This window comes from Hydrotalea sp. GW822-HT8A01 (assembly GCF_058798575.1).
In genome coordinates, this window is sequence record NZ_CM179506.1 from 944,338 (window position 1) to 961,485 (window position 17,148).

12 protein-coding genes are annotated in these 17,148 nt (G+C 38.7%); 4 read left to right on the forward strand and 8 right to left on the reverse strand.

Going from position 1 to position 17,148, the window contains the following annotated elements; translation table 11 throughout:
* Positions 1–121: 121 nt before the first annotated feature.
* The 7 genes from AC3QLY_RS04145 to AC3QLY_RS04175 all read right to left on the reverse strand — a co-directional run bounded on the left by AC3QLY_RS04145 (position 122) and on the right by AC3QLY_RS04175 (position 11,844).
* On the reverse strand, positions 122–1,558 hold the full coding sequence (locus tag AC3QLY_RS04145) for an arabinose isomerase (protein ID WP_074419869.1): 1,437 nt from the start codon (positions 1,556–1,558) through the stop codon (positions 122–124).
* Between the two features lie 26 nt (positions 1,559–1,584).
* Entirely contained in the window at positions 1,585–2,661 is a 1,077-nt protein-coding gene (locus tag AC3QLY_RS04150; RefSeq protein ID WP_218836931.1) for a glycoside hydrolase family protein, read from the reverse strand.
* 93 nt (positions 2,662–2,754) lie between these two features.
* Positions 2,755–4,242 carry a GH39 family glycosyl hydrolase gene (locus AC3QLY_RS04155; RefSeq protein ID WP_074420945.1) on the reverse strand — a complete coding sequence of 496 codons (1,488 nt, stop codon included), beginning with the start codon at positions 4,240–4,242 and terminating at the stop codon, positions 2,755–2,757.
* A 13-nt stretch (positions 4,243–4,255) separates the two neighbouring features.
* Entirely contained in the window at positions 4,256–5,767 is a 1,512-nt protein-coding gene (locus AC3QLY_RS04160; RefSeq protein WP_074419867.1) for a RagB/SusD family nutrient uptake outer membrane protein, read from the reverse strand.
* A 12-nt stretch (positions 5,768–5,779) separates the two neighbouring features.
* Positions 5,780–8,851, reverse strand: a complete 3,072-nt coding sequence (locus AC3QLY_RS04165) for a SusC/RagA family TonB-linked outer membrane protein (RefSeq protein WP_492990707.1) — start codon at positions 8,849–8,851, stop codon at positions 5,780–5,782.
* Between the two features lie 558 nt (positions 8,852–9,409).
* Positions 9,410–10,273, reverse strand: a complete 864-nt coding sequence (locus tag AC3QLY_RS04170) for an alpha/beta fold hydrolase (protein ID WP_074419865.1) — start codon at positions 10,271–10,273, stop codon at positions 9,410–9,412.
* Between the two features lie 101 nt (positions 10,274–10,374).
* A complete protein-coding gene (locus tag AC3QLY_RS04175) occupies positions 10,375–11,844 on the reverse strand; it encodes a TlpA family protein disulfide reductase (RefSeq protein WP_081301262.1) in 1,470 nt (489 codons plus the stop codon).
* Between the two features lie 124 nt (positions 11,845–11,968).
* Between AC3QLY_RS04175 and rlmD the strand changes: the two genes are divergently transcribed.
* Genes rlmD through AC3QLY_RS04195 form a run of 4 tightly spaced genes read left to right on the forward strand, consistent with a single transcriptional unit; the run spans position 11,969 to position 16,246 of the window.
* The gene (gene rlmD, locus AC3QLY_RS04180; RefSeq protein WP_074419863.1) at positions 11,969–13,408 is read left to right on the forward strand and encodes a 23S rRNA (uracil(1939)-C(5))-methyltransferase RlmD; all 1,440 of its coding nucleotides are present in this window, start codon (positions 11,969–11,971) and stop codon (positions 13,406–13,408) included.
* Positions 13,409–13,417: 9 nt separating this feature from the next.
* The gene (locus tag AC3QLY_RS04185) at positions 13,418–14,122 is read left to right on the forward strand and encodes a rhomboid family intramembrane serine protease (RefSeq protein ID WP_074419419.1); all 705 of its coding nucleotides are present in this window, start codon (positions 13,418–13,420) and stop codon (positions 14,120–14,122) included.
* Positions 14,123–14,167: 45 nt separating this feature from the next.
* The gene (locus AC3QLY_RS04190) at positions 14,168–15,103 is read left to right on the forward strand and encodes a rhomboid family intramembrane serine protease (RefSeq protein ID WP_074419420.1); all 936 of its coding nucleotides are present in this window, start codon (positions 14,168–14,170) and stop codon (positions 15,101–15,103) included.
* Between the two features lie 6 nt (positions 15,104–15,109).
* Positions 15,110–16,246, forward strand: coding sequence for an endonuclease/exonuclease/phosphatase family protein (locus AC3QLY_RS04195; protein WP_492990711.1), 1,137 nt, complete (start codon positions 15,110–15,112; stop codon positions 16,244–16,246).
* Positions 16,247–16,402: 156 nt separating this feature from the next.
* On the opposite strand, the gene AC3QLY_RS04200 is transcribed toward AC3QLY_RS04195, so the two are convergent.
* Positions 16,403–16,696, reverse strand: coding sequence for a type I restriction enzyme endonuclease domain-containing protein (locus tag AC3QLY_RS04200; RefSeq protein ID WP_074419422.1), 294 nt, complete (start codon positions 16,694–16,696; stop codon positions 16,403–16,405).
* Positions 16,697–17,148 lie beyond the last annotated feature (452 nt).

A 17,148-nucleotide genomic window follows, 5' to 3' on the forward strand; every position in this document is an offset into this window, starting at 1 on the left:
TATCCATTGATGTTGATCAGCTTTGATTTATAATAATTGACTGGCTCAAGATTCTCAATCTTTTAAAAGATATTTCTTAAATTTTTCAGGTGGCCTTAAGTGTACCCTATAAAATAAGTGATCAACACACCTTTACCACTTCCATATTTAATAAATCTCCCAACTTCTGAATTTTGGAACTAATGTGGCCAATACCCACAGCACAATGATGAGCAGGGCCATTACTATTCCAATCATTTACAAATTTTCTGGCACCGATTGAAAATTTATACCGGCTGTTGGTGTTGCCGATCTCCAAAATGGGTCCTGGCACCGATTCTGCTTCTGCTGTCAATAACATGAGTCTCCCATCTACTTTTTCTACAACCGATAGCAATGTTACCGGCCCATGCTTCACAGACATCTCCACTGATAATCCATTCCCTACTTTTCCATGATAAACATGAAGAGGACGTACTTTTGTTTTCCCTTCTGCTATGGCAATATGCCCCGGCCCATCATGACCCATCAGTACTATATCATCTTTAAAATCCATGGCATAATACTCTGTAAAAGATCCTCCGGCTCCAAAGCTGTCCATTATTTTCATTGCCTGGGCGTTCTTTATCTCGTACTCACCTGCTACAGGAATACCCTTTGCGGTAAGTAAAGAATTACCCAAAATAATAGAGCTAATCGCATCTTCATTTGCTTTATTCCCTGTTCCTTTATAATAATAAGCCATTGAACCCAAGTCGTATTTTTCTACTAACCTGTCTAAAGCAACTGAGGTTTTTGCTGCTCTTTCCAGCTCTTCTTCTGCGCAATCCTGCTGAACATCAAATTCGTTGTAAAAAAGTTTTACCCTTCCCCTAATTTCTTTCTTTGAAATATTTTCACGAAGTGATACCAGTTCATCTACTTCAATGAGTTCTATGTGCCCTCCAAAATGCGCATATAGTTTCGCGAGATCGGTATAAATATCCAACATCCCGCTATAATAATGCCCCATACATCCCAAACGGTTGTAATACATGATGTGGGCTACCTTTGCCGCTGCAACCCATTCTCTTACTTCATTCCAGCATGCTTCATCATCATGCAGCATACCGGTTATCTGATGAAATTTGATGCCTACACGATGGAATACATTGGCTATTTCCGGTACCGGACAGGCCGAACAGTATGCCAGCCATTCCCCGGTCATCTTTATCCGGTCTTCCATCTTATTGAATGCTGCATAATCTATGGCCGCTTCCGGAGAAAGATTCAAAATAATCACAGGCACCTTAGCCCTTTGCACTACCGGCAAAACGGTTGATGACAATGCATAAGTGGTTACATACAAAAAGATGATATCCACATCTTCTTTCCGAAACAGGCTGCCTGCCTCAAATGCTTTTTCGGGAGTATCTATTAAACCCAGGTTGACTACATCACATTCATAACTTTCAAGGTTAGACGCTACAATGCTGATATAATTTTCCAGCCTTGTTTTTAATCCTGCAAACTGCTCCCAATAAGCTTCTAAGCCTATTCCAAACAAGCCAGTTCTTAATGTAATATCATTTTTTTTCATTTACCTTTTCCTGCTTTTAAATATTTTTATTTTTCAGAACCTGTTTCTCTCCCTAGAATTTTAAGTGGTAATTCAAGCCAGGCTAATCCGATATTTCTTTTCATGTGATAAGTACTGTAACCTTCAAAGCCATCGTACAATATAGCAAGCCTGTTACCTGTTTTTATTACAGAGGGCATTCCAATAGCGCCTTTCGACCAAATACAATTGCTGCTGTCAAGAACAATCGCCTTATCAGCGGCATTCCATTTATTAATATCTTTCGACCAGTAAACCCATATAGCGTCTGTATATTCTGTTTTGTTGGTATCAATACCTATATGGTTAGTAAATAAAAACCAGTATTTACTGGTTTTGTCATAATACATGGATGAGTTTTCAATTTGCTCCTCTGATGAAACAACAGGCAAACTATCAATAATCCATGAAGCATTTAAATCCTGTGTACGTGCTATACCCAGTGTTCTTTTTATTCCAGTACTATCTTGTGTTGCACCACTGAAAAATTGGACGTATTCATTTTTAATTTTTACAATAAAGCCCGGACTGGCTGTAACGGTATAAAAACTTTTCTCCCCGAGTGGAAAAGGCGTAACATCATATTGCTTTATCCAGGGGCCTTCCAAAGATTTGGATTGAGCCTTCATAGTAAGATATGGGAAAGCAGGGATACGATCTGGTGCAGGGGTAGTATTGGGCGTTCCCAAATAGAACATGTGCCAGGTATCTTTTCCCTTTATAACCCAGGGTGCTGATGCACTTTTTGAATCATCAGTTCCCGGCTCGCCTAATTTCAGAATAGCGCCTTTTTTGACCCATGATTTTAAATCTCTGCTCTCTGCAAGGCAGGCCCTCCAGCCATCTTTGCCAGCTCCATCGTAAAATAAATAATAGACTCCATTATCTTTATTTACAATAGCTTCTCTGGCTCCATATACATCACAACTATCCGGACCATTACCATATCTTAAAACAATTCCCTCGTCAATAGCGTTCATTCTAAGATGAGCCTTAGGCCGCTTATCAATATAACCTTCTTCCTGCGCTGTTATATTTTGACAAAAAATTACTGAGAGCAAAAACATAATAATCCGGTACATCATGATTTGCCTTATTTTAATTGCTTACGTGATAAATCTTTTTTACAATAAATCTTTACTAATGCAAATAGAGGTAATAAATTTATAAAACCAAGTTTAGTTCCTGAATTGAATAACTGCAACAGAAAACGGGTTAAGCAGGATGCTATTATCATTTAATTTAATTTTTTGTGGTGGGTTTTCACCGGTGGTTATATCCACATAGTTAGCCCATCCACCTGATGCATCCGACAGTTGAAGGCGGATAGCCTTATTCCTTTTATTGATTAGCAATAGTTTTCTTCCTTCCTTTGTTTCAAAGGCCTGCGTGCTTACATCTGAGGTATTGATACCGGTAGCTACTAATTTATCACCGGGGCCAAAATTTTCTTTTAAAAGTTTTAATACCCAATAGCGGGCATTAGGTTTCCCATTTTCCCAGTCCATCATGCTTACTGACGGAAATTGCGTAGGATAGCCAACAAGTTGCGACTCGCCTGCAGCATCAATACCGATCTTTGAAAGTTCTAAATAAATATAGGCGTACATGGCTCCGGATAAATTCCAATAAGCATCCGGAATGGGCTTATCGCCGTCCCTAGACAGTATGTTCCCTATTTCGTCTATGGTAGTAAAAGTGTGTGGTGAAAGCCTTTTACGAATACTCTCGATATAGCGGACTTTATTAATAAACCCGTCTGCCTGGTTGAAGAAAGAATATTGATACACATCCAATGGCTGATCAGCAGCATCTCTGCCTCCATAAAAATGATAAGATATACCATCTAATGGAACACCTTTTTTATGGTTTGCAGGATTGAGAAAATATTCAAACCATTCCGGATTATTTGAAAAGGCTAGGGCCATCCCCACAAATTTTGTTTCCGGCGAAACTTTTTTTATGGCCATAACTATTGCATCATACATTTTTGTATAAAGTTGTGGAGAAATGTTGTGCTCTAAGTCCGGCTCATTAAGTACTTCCCAATATGGAATTTTATAATAATGGCCTGACTTGTGATATTTACCCAGTTCATCAGTGAATCCTCCTTTCGTATACCAGCTTACCAACCGGGCAAAGTAACCGGCTACCTCCTTCATGGTGGTATCCCTGAGCTGGGTTCCCTGATTATAATCCCAACAGGTTTGATAAGGATCCTCCGGATATTTCACCACTGCATCTGTCTTCCACATCCAAGCAGGAGTGGTACTGAAATTTATTATTACGGAATGCCATTGTGTGGCTTCCATAAAGGCCTGCATGGTACTATCCAAATAAGTAAAATCCCAGAAGGTTTTGTTACCAGTTGGTGGTTTTAATTCTGCTACGGCCATTTTAGGATAGGGAAACCACGGAACATATCTAACATAATCGGCCCCTAATTCTTTTAAAGCCTTAAAAGTTGGTTTATGTATGGGCGAACCGGGACGCACCATTGGATTTTCAACTAATTGTAACGTTGGAGTAGTTTTAGATATAATTATCGTTTTGTTCCAACTAATCGAGATATTATTATTTTGTGCTTCCAAATGCTGAATGGATAAAAACAAACTAACACCTACAAATATTGTTCTACAAGAATTATAAAAAAAAATTTGTTTCATAATTTACATATTTTTAGTACCCAGGGTTTTGAGTTAATTTACTATTAATTAAAATTTCATTACTAGGAATTGGATATAAACTTTGAAAAGGCTGGAAAATGTAATCTCCGCTAGAATAAGGAATACCCTGTCTGCTTACTGTTGGATTAGCCTTTTCGGTGGCTCCATAAGAATTAAGAAATTGCGAAAGTTCTTCTGGGGTTTTTGTTCGTTTTAGATCAAACCAGCGCCAGTTCTCAAATGCCAGTTCAACCCTCCTTTCGTGCAGTACTGTATCACGGAAAGATTGTTTGTCCAGTCCGCTTACTGCGGGAAGGCCTGCCCTTTGACGTACCTGATTTAGATAGCCATAAGCTTCTGAGGTAGGCCCAGTTTGTTCATTGATGGCTTCAGCAAGCATCAACAATACATCAGAGTATCTTAACACAGGCCAGTCATCATCTGTACGGCCGTATATAGTATGTGGATGATCATATTTTTTAATATAAGGAACCACATCTCCAGTAATTGGACTTCTAAAGTCTAAACCAATGGAGGAATTTTTACGTAAATCACCAGGCTCATAAGTAGCAATCATATCATTAGTCGGAATGTTCCACCCACCCGGATTACTCTGAGGCCATCCTGTAACTGTACCTTGTGATAACCTTGGTGCAAAAGTATAAATAAAACTACTCCACTCTCCCAAATCATTTCCACCCTGGTATTGTACTTCAAAAACAGATTCAGGACCATTCTTTTTTTGGGGATCAAAAACATCTGCATAGTTAGGTACCAAAGAATATCCCAACGGTAGAACCTGGCTAAGAGCGTTGACGGCATCCGGGTACTTTTTTTCAGTAAGATAAACCTTGCCCAATAAAGTCAATGCAGCTCCTTTGGTTATCCGACCTACATTTGCAGAATTGTATTTCAACGGAAGCGACGAAACGGCATCTTTAAGATCTGTTTCAATTTGGGTATATACTTTTACCTGAGGCTCTCTTAAATAATCCCATGCTTTAGAAGGTACATCTAATGGCTGAGTAATAAGAACAACATCTCCAAAATATTGGGTTAATTCAAAATAGTAATATCCTCGGAGAAATTTAAGTTGTCCTTCAAATTGGGCTTTTATGGAATCGGAAATAGCTGTGGTGCTGGCGTTTTTAAGTTTTGCCAGCGTGTTGTTGATATTAAAAAGTGCGTTGTAATAAGCAATATACATCCCATCAATATTACCAGTTCCAGAATTAAAGGTCCAAAATTCAAACGCCTCTATTGAGGGTGCTTGTCCACGGTCACCCGGATTAAAGTCAATCGTTGTATTATCTGAGGGTAATTCATTAAATAGCCACTGGTCGTTAATGATCCCCTGTAATTGCCCATAGACCCCATTAACCGCCTGTTCCAGTTCAGATTGATTTTTATAAAAGACGTCTGTCCCAATTTGGGTAGGATCTGTTTTATTAAGGAACTCCTTTTTACATGAGCATTCAACAAAGCAGAGAGTAATACCAAGCAAAATTATTATTATATTCTTCATTTTTTTAAAATTTTAAAATGTTAGATTAGCTCCAATAGAGAAAGTTCTGGAAACAGGGTAAGCGGCATCGTCAAATCCTGGTCTTGTGCCACCCAGGTTATTAACATCAGGGTTATTCCCAGGATAACTTGTAATTAAAAATAAATTCTGGGCACTTACAAAAAGCCTCACACTATTAAAATTCAAGACCGATTTAGGAATAGAATAACCCAAGCTTACATTTTTTACCCACATATGACTACCGTTATAAACATAACGTGAATTGCTTTCACGCTCCCACTTCCATGTATTAGTAGTAGCGTAAATCCCATTCCCTGGTTGTTGTGCCGATCTGAACCTATCTTTACTTACGGTTAACACATTAAAAACCCCATCCATATTCATAGTGGACTTCTGTATTTGTGCCACTATATCATAACCATAAGCACCAGTTAACAAAACGCTTAGATCGAATTTTTTATAATCTCCGCCAAGTGTGAAACCCCAGGTACCTTTTGGCCAAGGATTTCCTATCTCAACCATATCCTTAGTATCATAAGATATTATTCCATCACCATTAGCATCATAATATTTATAAACACCCGGAATTGCACCGTCCTGTTTAGGCGATTTATTAATTTCATCTTGGCTTTGAAAAATACCAAGTACTTTAAAACCATATATCATACCAATGGGCCGGCCAACTTTTGAAACATTATAATCACTATACAAATCACCTTGCCAAATTTCATCATTAACACCACGGATAGCAAGTACCTTATTACGATTAAATGAAATATTAAAATTAGTCCAAAAACCGATTTCGTTTATTTTAGTTTTAAAATTAGCAGAAAATTCCAATCCTTTATTTTCCACTTTTCCAACATTACCTAAACTACTAGTAAATCCTGAGATTGCAGGCAACTGAATTGATAATAACATGTCGCTTGTTATTCTTTTATAATATTCTACAGTAAATGTTAGTTTATTTTCAAAGGCAGAAACATCTATACCAATATCTGTTTGCGTAGCTCTTTCCCAGCCTAACTCAGAGTTTGCAAAAGATCTCACAACCAATCCGCTAACATAATTGTTATTGAAAACATAATTACTTGGGCTCATAAAAGATAAACTTGTATAGTTCCCAATATTATTGTTACCTGTAATGCCCCAGCTTCCTCTTAGCTTTAAGTCATTTAACCATCTGAATTTAGGCATAAACGACTCATCTGAGATTCTCCATCCAACAGATAATGCAGGAAAATTTCCCCATTTATTTTGTAAACCGAACCTGGAACTTCCTTCCCTTCGAAAAGTGCCAGAAAACAAATATCTACCTTTATATGAGTAGTTTAACCTACTAAACAAGGCTGCCATACTCCAGCCATATTCTGTTGAACTAGCAGATTTTATTATCGCCGCATTCAGAAATGGAACCAAATCATTAGGAAATTGATCCCCACTACCAGAAAGTCCTTTTGTAGTTTCCTCCTGCGCTGTGTATCCGACCAATACATCAAAATGATGATCTCCGAGTTCTTTATTGTATGTAAGCAATTGATCAGCCGAAAGATTCATTCTATCAGAGTAGGAATCATTTTCATAAGCATCTCTGGGGGCAGGAGCATTTTCCCCGGAAATAGTAGATGGGACAAACTGCTTGACAGAACCTCTATAGAGGCCAACATTTACTGCTGTTTTAAATTTGAAATTTCGTAAAAAAGAAAATTCCAAAAATCCATTCGTTGTAATATTAGTATTGGTATAATTTGAATTTGTCTTTTTTAAAACCATAACAGGATTGGGAAATCCAAAAATTCCGTCATGGCCACCGATGTAACCATTGAAAGTACCATCTGCATTATAAACAGGTTCTCTTGGATCCATCAGCAAGGTAGAACCCACTAAGTTATCACGCCCTTCAGTATTAGCTTGATTCTGATCAGAAAAGGAACCATTTAAATTCAGTCCCATATTAATAAATTTATTTACTTGCCCACCAATATTAGCACGAACAGAATAAAGTTTGTAATTAGTATTAAGTAACAACCCATTCTGATCAATATATCCAACCGAAACTAATGATTTAATAGGTCCTTTCCCACTAGAAAGTGTAATATCATAATTTTGGTACAATGCATTTTTGTTAAGGATTTCATTAAACCAATTTGTAGAATATTTAGTTTGTTCAGGATACCGATAATCCAAAGGAACTTCGTCAATAGCAGGCTCCCTGTTCTCGAAATATCGAATTTTATCCATAAAAATATCCTTCTTAAACTGGGCAAATTGCACACCATTTAACACCTTTGTTTTTCTAGAGTCTGGTATGTTTTGGACACCATAATTTGCAGAAGCCTTTAAACTCACTTCACCGCTTTTAGCATTTTTAGTGGTAATCAAGACAACACCGTTTGACCCCCTGGCTCCATAAATGGCTGTAGAAACAGCATCTTTTAATATAGTAATTGATGCAATATCATTCGGATTTAAATTTTGACCAATAGAAGTACCTACTGGAAATCCATCAACTACATATAAAGGTGCACTTCCTGCTCCCAAAGAACCCGTACCCCTAATGGTAACCGTAAATTCCCTGCCGGGAGAACCGGTTGCCTGCTGTACAGTCACACCAGCAGCCTGCCCATACAATAATTGCGATACATTCTGCACAGGAACATCCTTTAATTTTGAAACATCAACAGAAGATACAGCAGCAGTTACATTTCTTTTCCTCTGAGTTCCATAACCCACTACCACCACTTCCCCTAATGCAGCAGAAGCTGTTGAAACCATCTGAATATTTCCAACACTTCCTCCATTATTTACTTTTACTTGCTTTTCTTCGTAACCCACAAACGACAAAACAAGCGTAGCACCTTTATTAACTTGCAACGTAAACTTTCCTTGCGCATCCGTAGTGATGCCGGTTGTAGTTCCTGCTACGTGCACAGACACACCTGACAATGGAACATCATTTTCTCCCACAACAGTTCCATTTACTGTAATTTTTTGCTGGGCAATTGAAAATGATGAGAAAAACAGAAAGAAAACAATCATTGAGCCTCTTTTCTGTTTTAAAAACAGAAGTAGTTTTTTTAGCATAGCAATCAGTTTTAGATTAATTATTAAACATTAAAATAAAAATATTACGCTATATAACTAATAATTAGTAGCATTAGTCAGATAAAAATCAATAGCGATAAATTATTTTAATTACCTAAAAATAAAAAATGTTATTTTACCAACTGTCCTGCACTATGCTGTAATGATTTATTCCCCCTAATAAAATATTCTTTTTTATATATATCAATTTAACGTAAAGAAGTTAAAAAATATCTTAACTGATAGGAAACTGAATATTGAAAATTAAAATCATTTCAATCAGATAGTAAACTTACACTCAGTTTTATTTCTATGAAATGATTTGTAAATTTTGTAGTGCTTTAGCTGCATCCAAACTTCATTTCAATTGAACCTATCCAAAAGTCATTTTAGTTTTTTGGGCAAGTATATCAGATCAAGATTGTTAATGACATTTAAATTAAGCAATCGCCCATCATTCCGGCAGGCAATTACGGAGTTACAGCGTTGCGCAACGCTGTTGTTTTGAAGCAGTATCGAAGAGGGGTGCTACCGGCCGGGTAATTTTTAACCGATGGGTTATTCAAACCGCGCCTCTTTTTCAATGTTGCGGTAGGGTGTTTTAAAAAACAAATCGACCTGCCGGTTAAAATCGTCTTTATACACAATGGGGGTGGAATGGCCGGAATTGGGTAAAATCCATAAATACGATTGGGGAATGTTTTCTGCTATCAGCAGGGTTTGAATGGGGCGTATCACATCATGATCGCCACCAATCACCAATGTGGGACATTGTATGGTATGCAGTTGTGCCAGGGTAATATGCGGTTCGTACGATAGCAAATGTGCCAACTTGCGTTCTCTTTTTACCGCCGGGGTGGCGGGCATTTTGGCCAAAGTATCGTTTAAATGTAGTGCCCATTGGCGTACCCAAGGGTCAATGGCGGTTGTATCGGGCCATAAATTGGCGCCGGTTACGGCTAATTTTTTTACTTTATCAGGGTGGCGAATAGCCAGCAACAAACCGTTAATGCCGCCATCGCTCCAGCCAATTACATAGCAGGAGTCTACTTGCAGGGTATCGAGCAGGGCATTTAAATCATCAGTCATCATTTCATAACTTAATGAATCGCCGGTATCGGTTGTTTTGCCCTGTGCCCGGCTATCGGCTAATATTACCCGATATTCTTTTGAGAAATAAGGTATTTGATATAGAAAATTATTGATGGAACCGCCATTGCCATGTATAATCAGCAAGGGGGCACCGTTGCCATAGGTTTCATAGTACATATTGATACCTCTTGTATGCACATAGTGTCCGGCTTTTTCATTTCGACCATACATGGTGGTATCAAACGGAGAAGTGACTGCACTTTGTGCCATTACCATTTCAGCGGAAGTAGATATTAAAAGCAGTAGGAATAAAGCTTTGATGTATTGCATATCGTCTGTTTTAAGCAGCCTGCCTATTTAAAAGGAATAGCCGCAATGTTTGAACCAGTAAAATACATCAAGCTGTTTACATTAGGAAAGAAAAAATGCTTTTATTGTTTTTGAGTGCGTTTAACCTGCATCAAATTATTTATCTGCTCAATGGTTAATTGTTTGGCAATGATGTGCTTTTCATCATCTAACAAATACAAAGTAGGTGTTTTAAACACATCATACAATTGCCGGTAATTGGGTTCATTGGCTTTTTGTTCAGCTAACCGGGCTTCTTTGGTTTGATAGGTAATCAACCAATCGGGACTAAAATGATGCTCCTGAACAAACTGCTTCATATCATCCATTCTTGCTTCATTTACATTTACGCTGTATAATTTTACCCCCATCGCCTTCCAGCGTGCTTTGTATATAGAATCAATACGGGGCAATTCTTCTTTGCAGTGACCACAGGTGGGATCCCAGAATACTACTACGGTAAATGGCGCCTTTAAACTGTATAAGGAAATATTTTTACCTACTGTATCGGTTAAATTCAGTTCGGGTGCCTGTGCACCAATTTGATTGGCCATCATACTATAAGCCCTGTCCGTAATCATTTTTTTAGATTCGGCATTCAGAATAACGGTATCGCCTTTGGCATAAAAGTTTTCATATAAAAAAAGAAAAACTTTATCCTGCCCCATGTATTCGGGATTGAGGTATTTGTTGGTGAATTTGGTAAGCAAATACGGATATATTTCTTTACCGGTACGGGCAGAGAGTAACATATAATTTACTTCATTGATAATAGAATCGGGCGCTGGTGATACATAATACTTAAAATAATCATCTAATTTTGGTTCGAAGAAGGGTGTATGCAGCAAGCGGTCATCATTAAACAACACATCATCCCAATAATGTTCTTTTACATATCTGAAAGGATACAACGAATCGGGCTTGCCGTTTACTACCGGTATAGCAGGTATTTCGGGGCGCTGCATGGCTTGTAATAAAAAAGCGAGTAATGAGTTAGGGTGTTGATGAATAATATTTTCGCGGCTCTGGTGTAATTTTTCAGAAAGGCTTTTTAATTGTGCTTCTATCTTTAAAGAATCAGCACGGGTATGTTGCAAGGCCAATGATTTTTGCAGGGCATCTATATCACTACCCAACCGGTAACTTTCTTGAGAATATTGCAAAAACAAAGTATTATCGGGTGAGCCGGTAATTAAGGGATGCAATTTATTAGCTGAATCGGCCACAATGTTAAAATGCTGTTCTTTACCAATCAACACTTCAAATTGTATGGTGTATTGGGGCGATACCACAAAATAAATCCCTTCCGTTAAGGACTTACTGCCTTTAAAAGCACCTTCGCTATTGCTGTTTAGCACGGCAGAATCGGCTAATGTTTTACCCTTGCCATAATAGGTACCCAAATAAATAGTGGTGTTTTTAAATGGTTTTAATTGTATATGTATGTTATGCCCGGTTGCAGAAGTAGTGTGAACGGGTGTTTTTTTTTGTTGTGCTATGACACAAAAGGGTAACAACAATGCGATGCAAAAAACGAGGCGGAGGTTCTTCATACTGTAAAAATAGATATTGTAAATGTAAGGAATGGTAGTAAAGGTTGCGTTAATCCTTCCATAAAAACCTTTTTTAATAGTTGTAAATACGCAATCAAAGGCTTAGGATGTTATTTTTGCGCCTGTGAGAAAAAAGAAGGAAAGAATTATTCTGGAAAATATTTTGGTAGAAGATTATGCTGCCGAAGGCAAATCCATTGCTCGTATAAACGGGAAAGTGCTGTTTATTGAAAAAGCAGTACCCGGTGATGTGGTAAATGTATTATTGCACAGAAACAAGAAAGATTGGGCGGAGGGTGAAGCGATTGCCTTTACACAATTATCGCCTCAACGCGAACAACCTTTTTGCAGTCATTTTGGTACCTGTGGCGGATGTTCCTGGCAAATGCTGCCTTATGCCTTGCAATTACAATACAAGGCAAAACAGGTTAGCGACCATCTTATCCGTATTGCCAAAATTAACCTTCCACCGTTTGATCCCATTGTGGGCGCTGCCGAAACCAAGGGCTACCGCAACAAATTAGAGTTTACTTTTTCCAATAAAAAATACATTCCCAAAGCCGATTTTAAACAACTGCCGGCCCATGAAATTGCCGGGAACGAAGTAGCCGGCTATGGTGGTTTTCATGCCAAAGGAGTTTTTGATAAGGTGGTGGAAATAGATACCTGTTACCTGCAAAACGAACCGGCCAATGCCATCAGGAAGGCCATTGTGGCTTTTGGCCGGCAACAAAACATTCCCTTTTATGATGCACGCCTGCATACCGGATGGCTGCGGAATGTTATGATTCGTTTGGCCCGTTCGGGCGAACTGATGGTGAATATTGTAATGGGCTATGAAGACAAACCGCTGCGCGAAGCTCTGCTGCAAAACATTGACCGCCAATTTCCTGAAATTACCACCCTGCTGTATACCATCAATCCAAAATTTAACGACAGCATTTATGATTTGCCCGTGCATACCTGGAAAGGGCCAGGTTTTATTATTGAAACCCTGGAAGATTTTCAATTTAAAATTGGGCCTAAATCATTCTTTCAAACCAATACTGCACAGGGTGAACAACTGTACCGCCTCATTCGCGAATTGGCCGAATTAAATGGCACGCAAACCGTGTATGATTTATATTGCGGAACCGGAAGTATTGGTATTTTTGTAAGCAAACAGGCCAAAAAAATTGTTGGGGTGGAAACGGTTCCCGAAGCCATTGAAGATGCCAAAGAAAATGCTGCCATAAACGGCATTCAGGATGCCGCCTTCTTTGCCGGGGATGTGAACAAAGTTTGTACCGATGATTTTTTTGAACAAAATGGCCGTCCTGATGTGATTATTACCGATCCGCCAAGGGCAGGCATGAACGAAAAATTAACACGGAAATTATTGGATATTGCTGCCCCTTTGGTGGTATATGTAAGCTGTAATCCGGCCACACAGGCAAGAGATTTGGCTTTGCTGGATGAAAAATACACCGTTACAAAGGTGCAGCCGGTAGATATGTTTCCGCATACCTTCCATATTGAAAACATTGTGCAGCTTCGGTTAAAAGAAGCATTTATAAACCCATAATATTGTAGCATGACAGAATTCAGGCCCGGACGATTTCAGATTTTACCATTGGTGATTAAAAACCTGATCATTATTAATGGTTTGGTATTTCTGGCACAAATAACGATTGGCAGGCAAGGTTTCATTAATATGGATGATTTGTTTGCCCTGCACACCTTTCAAAGCCCATTGTTCAAACCCTGGCAATTGATTACGCACATGTTTATGCATGGCGGATTTGAACATATTTTCTTCAATATGTTTGCTTTATGGATGTTTGGCTCTGTATTAGAAAACCTTTGGGGGCCCAAACGTTTTTTAACCTTTTATATTATTTGTGGTTTGGGTGCCGCTTTTAGCCACTTAATTGTGTTGTACTTTCAAACCCAGCACTTAATTGATGCTTTTAATAGTTTAGACCCCACCACCCAACAACTGTACAAAGTTAATTTCTTAGACCGTCTTAATGAAGCTACCATTGGTGCATCGGGAGCCGTTTTTGGCTGTTTGGCTGCCTTTGGCTATTTGTTTCCCAATACAAAAATTTACTTATACTTCTTTGTACCCATTAAAGCCAAATGGTTTGTAATCATGTATGCCGCATTTGAGTTGTACTTAGGCATTAAAAACTCAGCCGGCGATGATGTGGCCCATTTTGCCCACTTAGGCGGTGCTTTGGTAGGTATTATTTTGGTGTATTTCTGGAACAAAAACAACAGAAGTTCGTTTTATTAAAGCAATTTAACCTTCTAATTGCGTAATTTTTTGCAATTTTAATGTATGAACCTGAGCGAAATGCATAATACCCGCAGAAGACCTTTATTAGGTGAAAACAATAATGCACTGGTTTTTTTGATTATTCTGAATGCACTTTTTTTTGTATCGCTTACTTTCATCAAAATTGTTTACTTCCTTTCTTACGATAGCAATGCAACCGCAGGCCTGTTTTTTCAAAAACAAATTGTAAACTGGCTGACACTACCCGCCGATACAGCAATTTTCTTCCCCAGAATATGGACCATTCTTACCTATATGTTCACCACCTACAGCGTTTGGGGTATTATCAGCACCGTTTTATGGATATGGGCTTTTGGTTATATTTTACAAGATTTAGCCGGCAATAAAAATATTATGCCCATTTACTTGTATGGAGGCTTTTTTGGCGGTATTGCATTTGTGTTGAGTGTTAACTTAATTCCTGCATTATACCAAAACATTGCATTTACTCCTGCATTAATGGGCGGAGGTGCAGCGGTAATGGGTATTGCCGTGGCAACTACCACCTTAGCCCCCGATTATAGAATTTTTCCACTTATTAACGGAGGTATTCCCATTTGGGTACTAACCTTAATTTTTGTAGCCATTGATTACGCAACCATTGCCAGCCAAAACGGCGGTAATGCCATTGCTCATTTAACAGGCGGCATGGTGGGTTTCTTATACATACGCCAATTAAAAAGAGGCAAAGACTGGGGCAACTGGATGCACCGTACGGTACAATGGGTAGATGATCTATTTAATCCGGAAAAGAAAAACAAAACTGCAACTATCAAAGAAAAACTGTTTTACCAGAGCAATACAAAGCCCTTTCAAAAAACACCGAATATTACCCAACAGCGTTTAGATGATATTTTGGATAAAATTAACCAGCATGGCTACCACATGCTGAGTGAGGAAGAAAAAGAATTTTTAAAAAAGGCCAGTAAAGATTTATAACCCATTATGGCTTTTTTTGCAATAGCTGTTTTCAAAAAATTTACAGGAATTGTTTGCATAGGCTATAGTGGTGTGTATGCGCTATCGGTACTTACACCCTTTGTAAACCCGATTCATTTTTGGCCTATGACTTTTCTATCGCTGGCTTTCCCATTGCTGTTGGCAGGGATGATTGGGGTTTGCCTGATATCATTTCTGCTATTTAAAAAATACAGTTGGTTGTTTTTCTTAGTATTGGCTTGCGGATATACCAATATTCGTTCGGTTTGGGGGTTTCATCCCGGAAAACCCTTTACAATGGAAAAATCTGCAGGCAGCATTCGTATTGTATCATGGAATGTGAACGAATTTTTAAATGCTTCCATTGCAAATGATATACCCGGCAATCCCCGTCGGCAAATGCTTGCCTTTATTCAACAATCGAATGCCGATATTCTTTGCTTTCAGGACTTTGCAACCGCTACGGGGAAAAAATTTCGTTCCACCTTGCCTTATATCCGCGATTCTTTGCATTATCCCTACACAGCTTTTGTCAATAATTTTTCATTTGGCATTGATGGGAATAACCTACAGCAAAATGGTATTGTCATTTTTTCGCGTTTACCGATTGTTGATTCTGCCGTCATTCCATTGCCCAATCCCGAGCATTTTAAAGAAGATTTTCAATGGGTTACCATTCAATATGGGCAACAAAGGTTCCGTATCATCAATGCCCATTTGCGTTCCATGAATTTGCACAGCAGTCAGGCCATGCCGGTTGAATCGCAGTTCTATAAACCTGATACTACACTTTTTTTACAAAAATCTACCTTTGCAAAACTGCGTTATTTTGATAAGGTGCATGTAGCTCAGGCAGTCCGTATTCGTGCAGTGATGGATACAACGGGGCTACCCTTTGTGTTTTGTGGCGATTTAAATGCAGTGCCTTCTTCTTATGTATACCACCAGCTCAGTAAAGGATTACAAGATGCCTTTCTAAAAACCGGATTTGGCTTAGGCAATACGTACGATAGTATTTCACCTACCCTGCGTATTGATGTGATGTTGCTTCGCAAACCCATCATCCCCATTCAACACCAAACATTCCCCCTGCATTTATCTGACCATTATCCCAGCATTAGTGATGTAATGATGAAAGAGTAGGAAGAAACTATTCATTTATCATTTTTTTACACTATTGTCCGACTAAATTACAAATAAAAAAGGGCAGTTCCTAAGAACCGCCCATATTAGCTAAGTTTGAGTTACCACACCTAAACTTTACTAATGATGTATAATGTGCCTGACTTGGTGCGTCTGCTAATTTTCTTTATCACCATTTAATAAATCTTCAGCAAGCATCTTTGCCTGTGTGATTACTGTCTCAACAGCTTTCTCTTGCAAGTCTGGCGGATAACCGCGTAAGCGTAAAATCCTTCGGATGTTTCGTCTTAATGCTGATTGCACGCTTTCTTTAATTGTCCAGTCAATGGTCGTGCGTTCTGTTTCTTGCTTTACCAAGTCAAGCATTGCGTTTACTTCACGGTCACTTGTAAACACTTCTCCATGGTCTGCAACCCGCTTTTTTGTTTTTACTTGTTTGGTATCGTTCATATCACTATATGCTGTGTCCACTTAAATGTTTTGTCGCTAAGTTAAGTTTTTATAACCTGTTTGCTGTCATTGTCAAAGGCAAATTATTAATTGTCTGCCAGTTGGGTGGTGGGTAGGCTTGGTGTATTGAATAAAGATATATTGCTGAAGTGCATTGCTACTGATGATAGATATTCGTCAGCTGGGGTGGGTAGGCAGTGTGTTAGCATTTTTAGCTCTTGGCAAGGTTGGCCTTGTGTCTGGGTTTTGTGTGCCTTGCCATGTGCTAAAAATAGCGTTGGGTCGGGTGGCAAAGTCATGGATGATTGTATATGTGCAGGATGCTTCAATAGGGTGACACATAACGTTTTGCGGCTTTGCGTTCGTGCGGGATTTCAGGGAACAAAACTGTCAACCCAGCACTAAAGTTAAATTGAAAAACTGCACTTGAATTTAAGCACTTCACCCCGCAT

Bases quoted from the DNA above. Each gene is read 5' to 3' on its own strand.
- AC3QLY_RS04200 (WP_074419422.1), bottom strand. From the start codon at position 16,696: ATGAACGATACCAAACAAGTAAAAACAAAAAAGCGGGTTGCAGACCAT.
- AC3QLY_RS04185 (WP_074419419.1), top strand. From the start codon at position 13,418: ATGACAGAATTCAGGCCCGGACGATTTCAGATTTTACCATTGGTGATT.
- AC3QLY_RS04150 (WP_218836931.1), bottom strand. From the start codon at position 2,661: ATGATGTACCGGATTATTATGTTTTTGCTCTCAGTAATTTTTTGTCAA.
- AC3QLY_RS04160 (WP_074419867.1), bottom strand. From the start codon at position 5,767: ATGAAGAATATAATAATAATTTTGCTTGGTATTACTCTCTGCTTTGTT.
- AC3QLY_RS04175 (WP_081301262.1), bottom strand. From the start codon at position 11,844: ATGAAGAACCTCCGCCTCGTTTTTTGCATCGCATTGTTGTTACCCTTT.
- AC3QLY_RS04170 (WP_074419865.1), bottom strand. From the start codon at position 10,273: ATGCAATACATCAAAGCTTTATTCCTACTGCTTTTAATATCTACTTCC.
- AC3QLY_RS04190 (WP_074419420.1), top strand. From the start codon at position 14,168: ATGAACCTGAGCGAAATGCATAATACCCGCAGAAGACCTTTATTAGGT.
- AC3QLY_RS04165 (WP_492990707.1), bottom strand. From the start codon at position 8,851: ATGCTAAAAAAACTACTTCTGTTTTTAAAACAGAAAAGAGGCTCAATG.
- AC3QLY_RS04155 (WP_074420945.1), bottom strand. From the start codon at position 4,242: ATGAAACAAATTTTTTTTTATAATTCTTGTAGAACAATATTTGTAGGT.
- AC3QLY_RS04145 (WP_074419869.1), bottom strand. From the start codon at position 1,558: ATGAAAAAAAATGATATTACATTAAGAACTGGCTTGTTTGGAATAGGC.
- AC3QLY_RS04195 (WP_492990711.1), top strand. From the start codon at position 15,110: ATGGCTTTTTTTGCAATAGCTGTTTTCAAAAAATTTACAGGAATTGTT.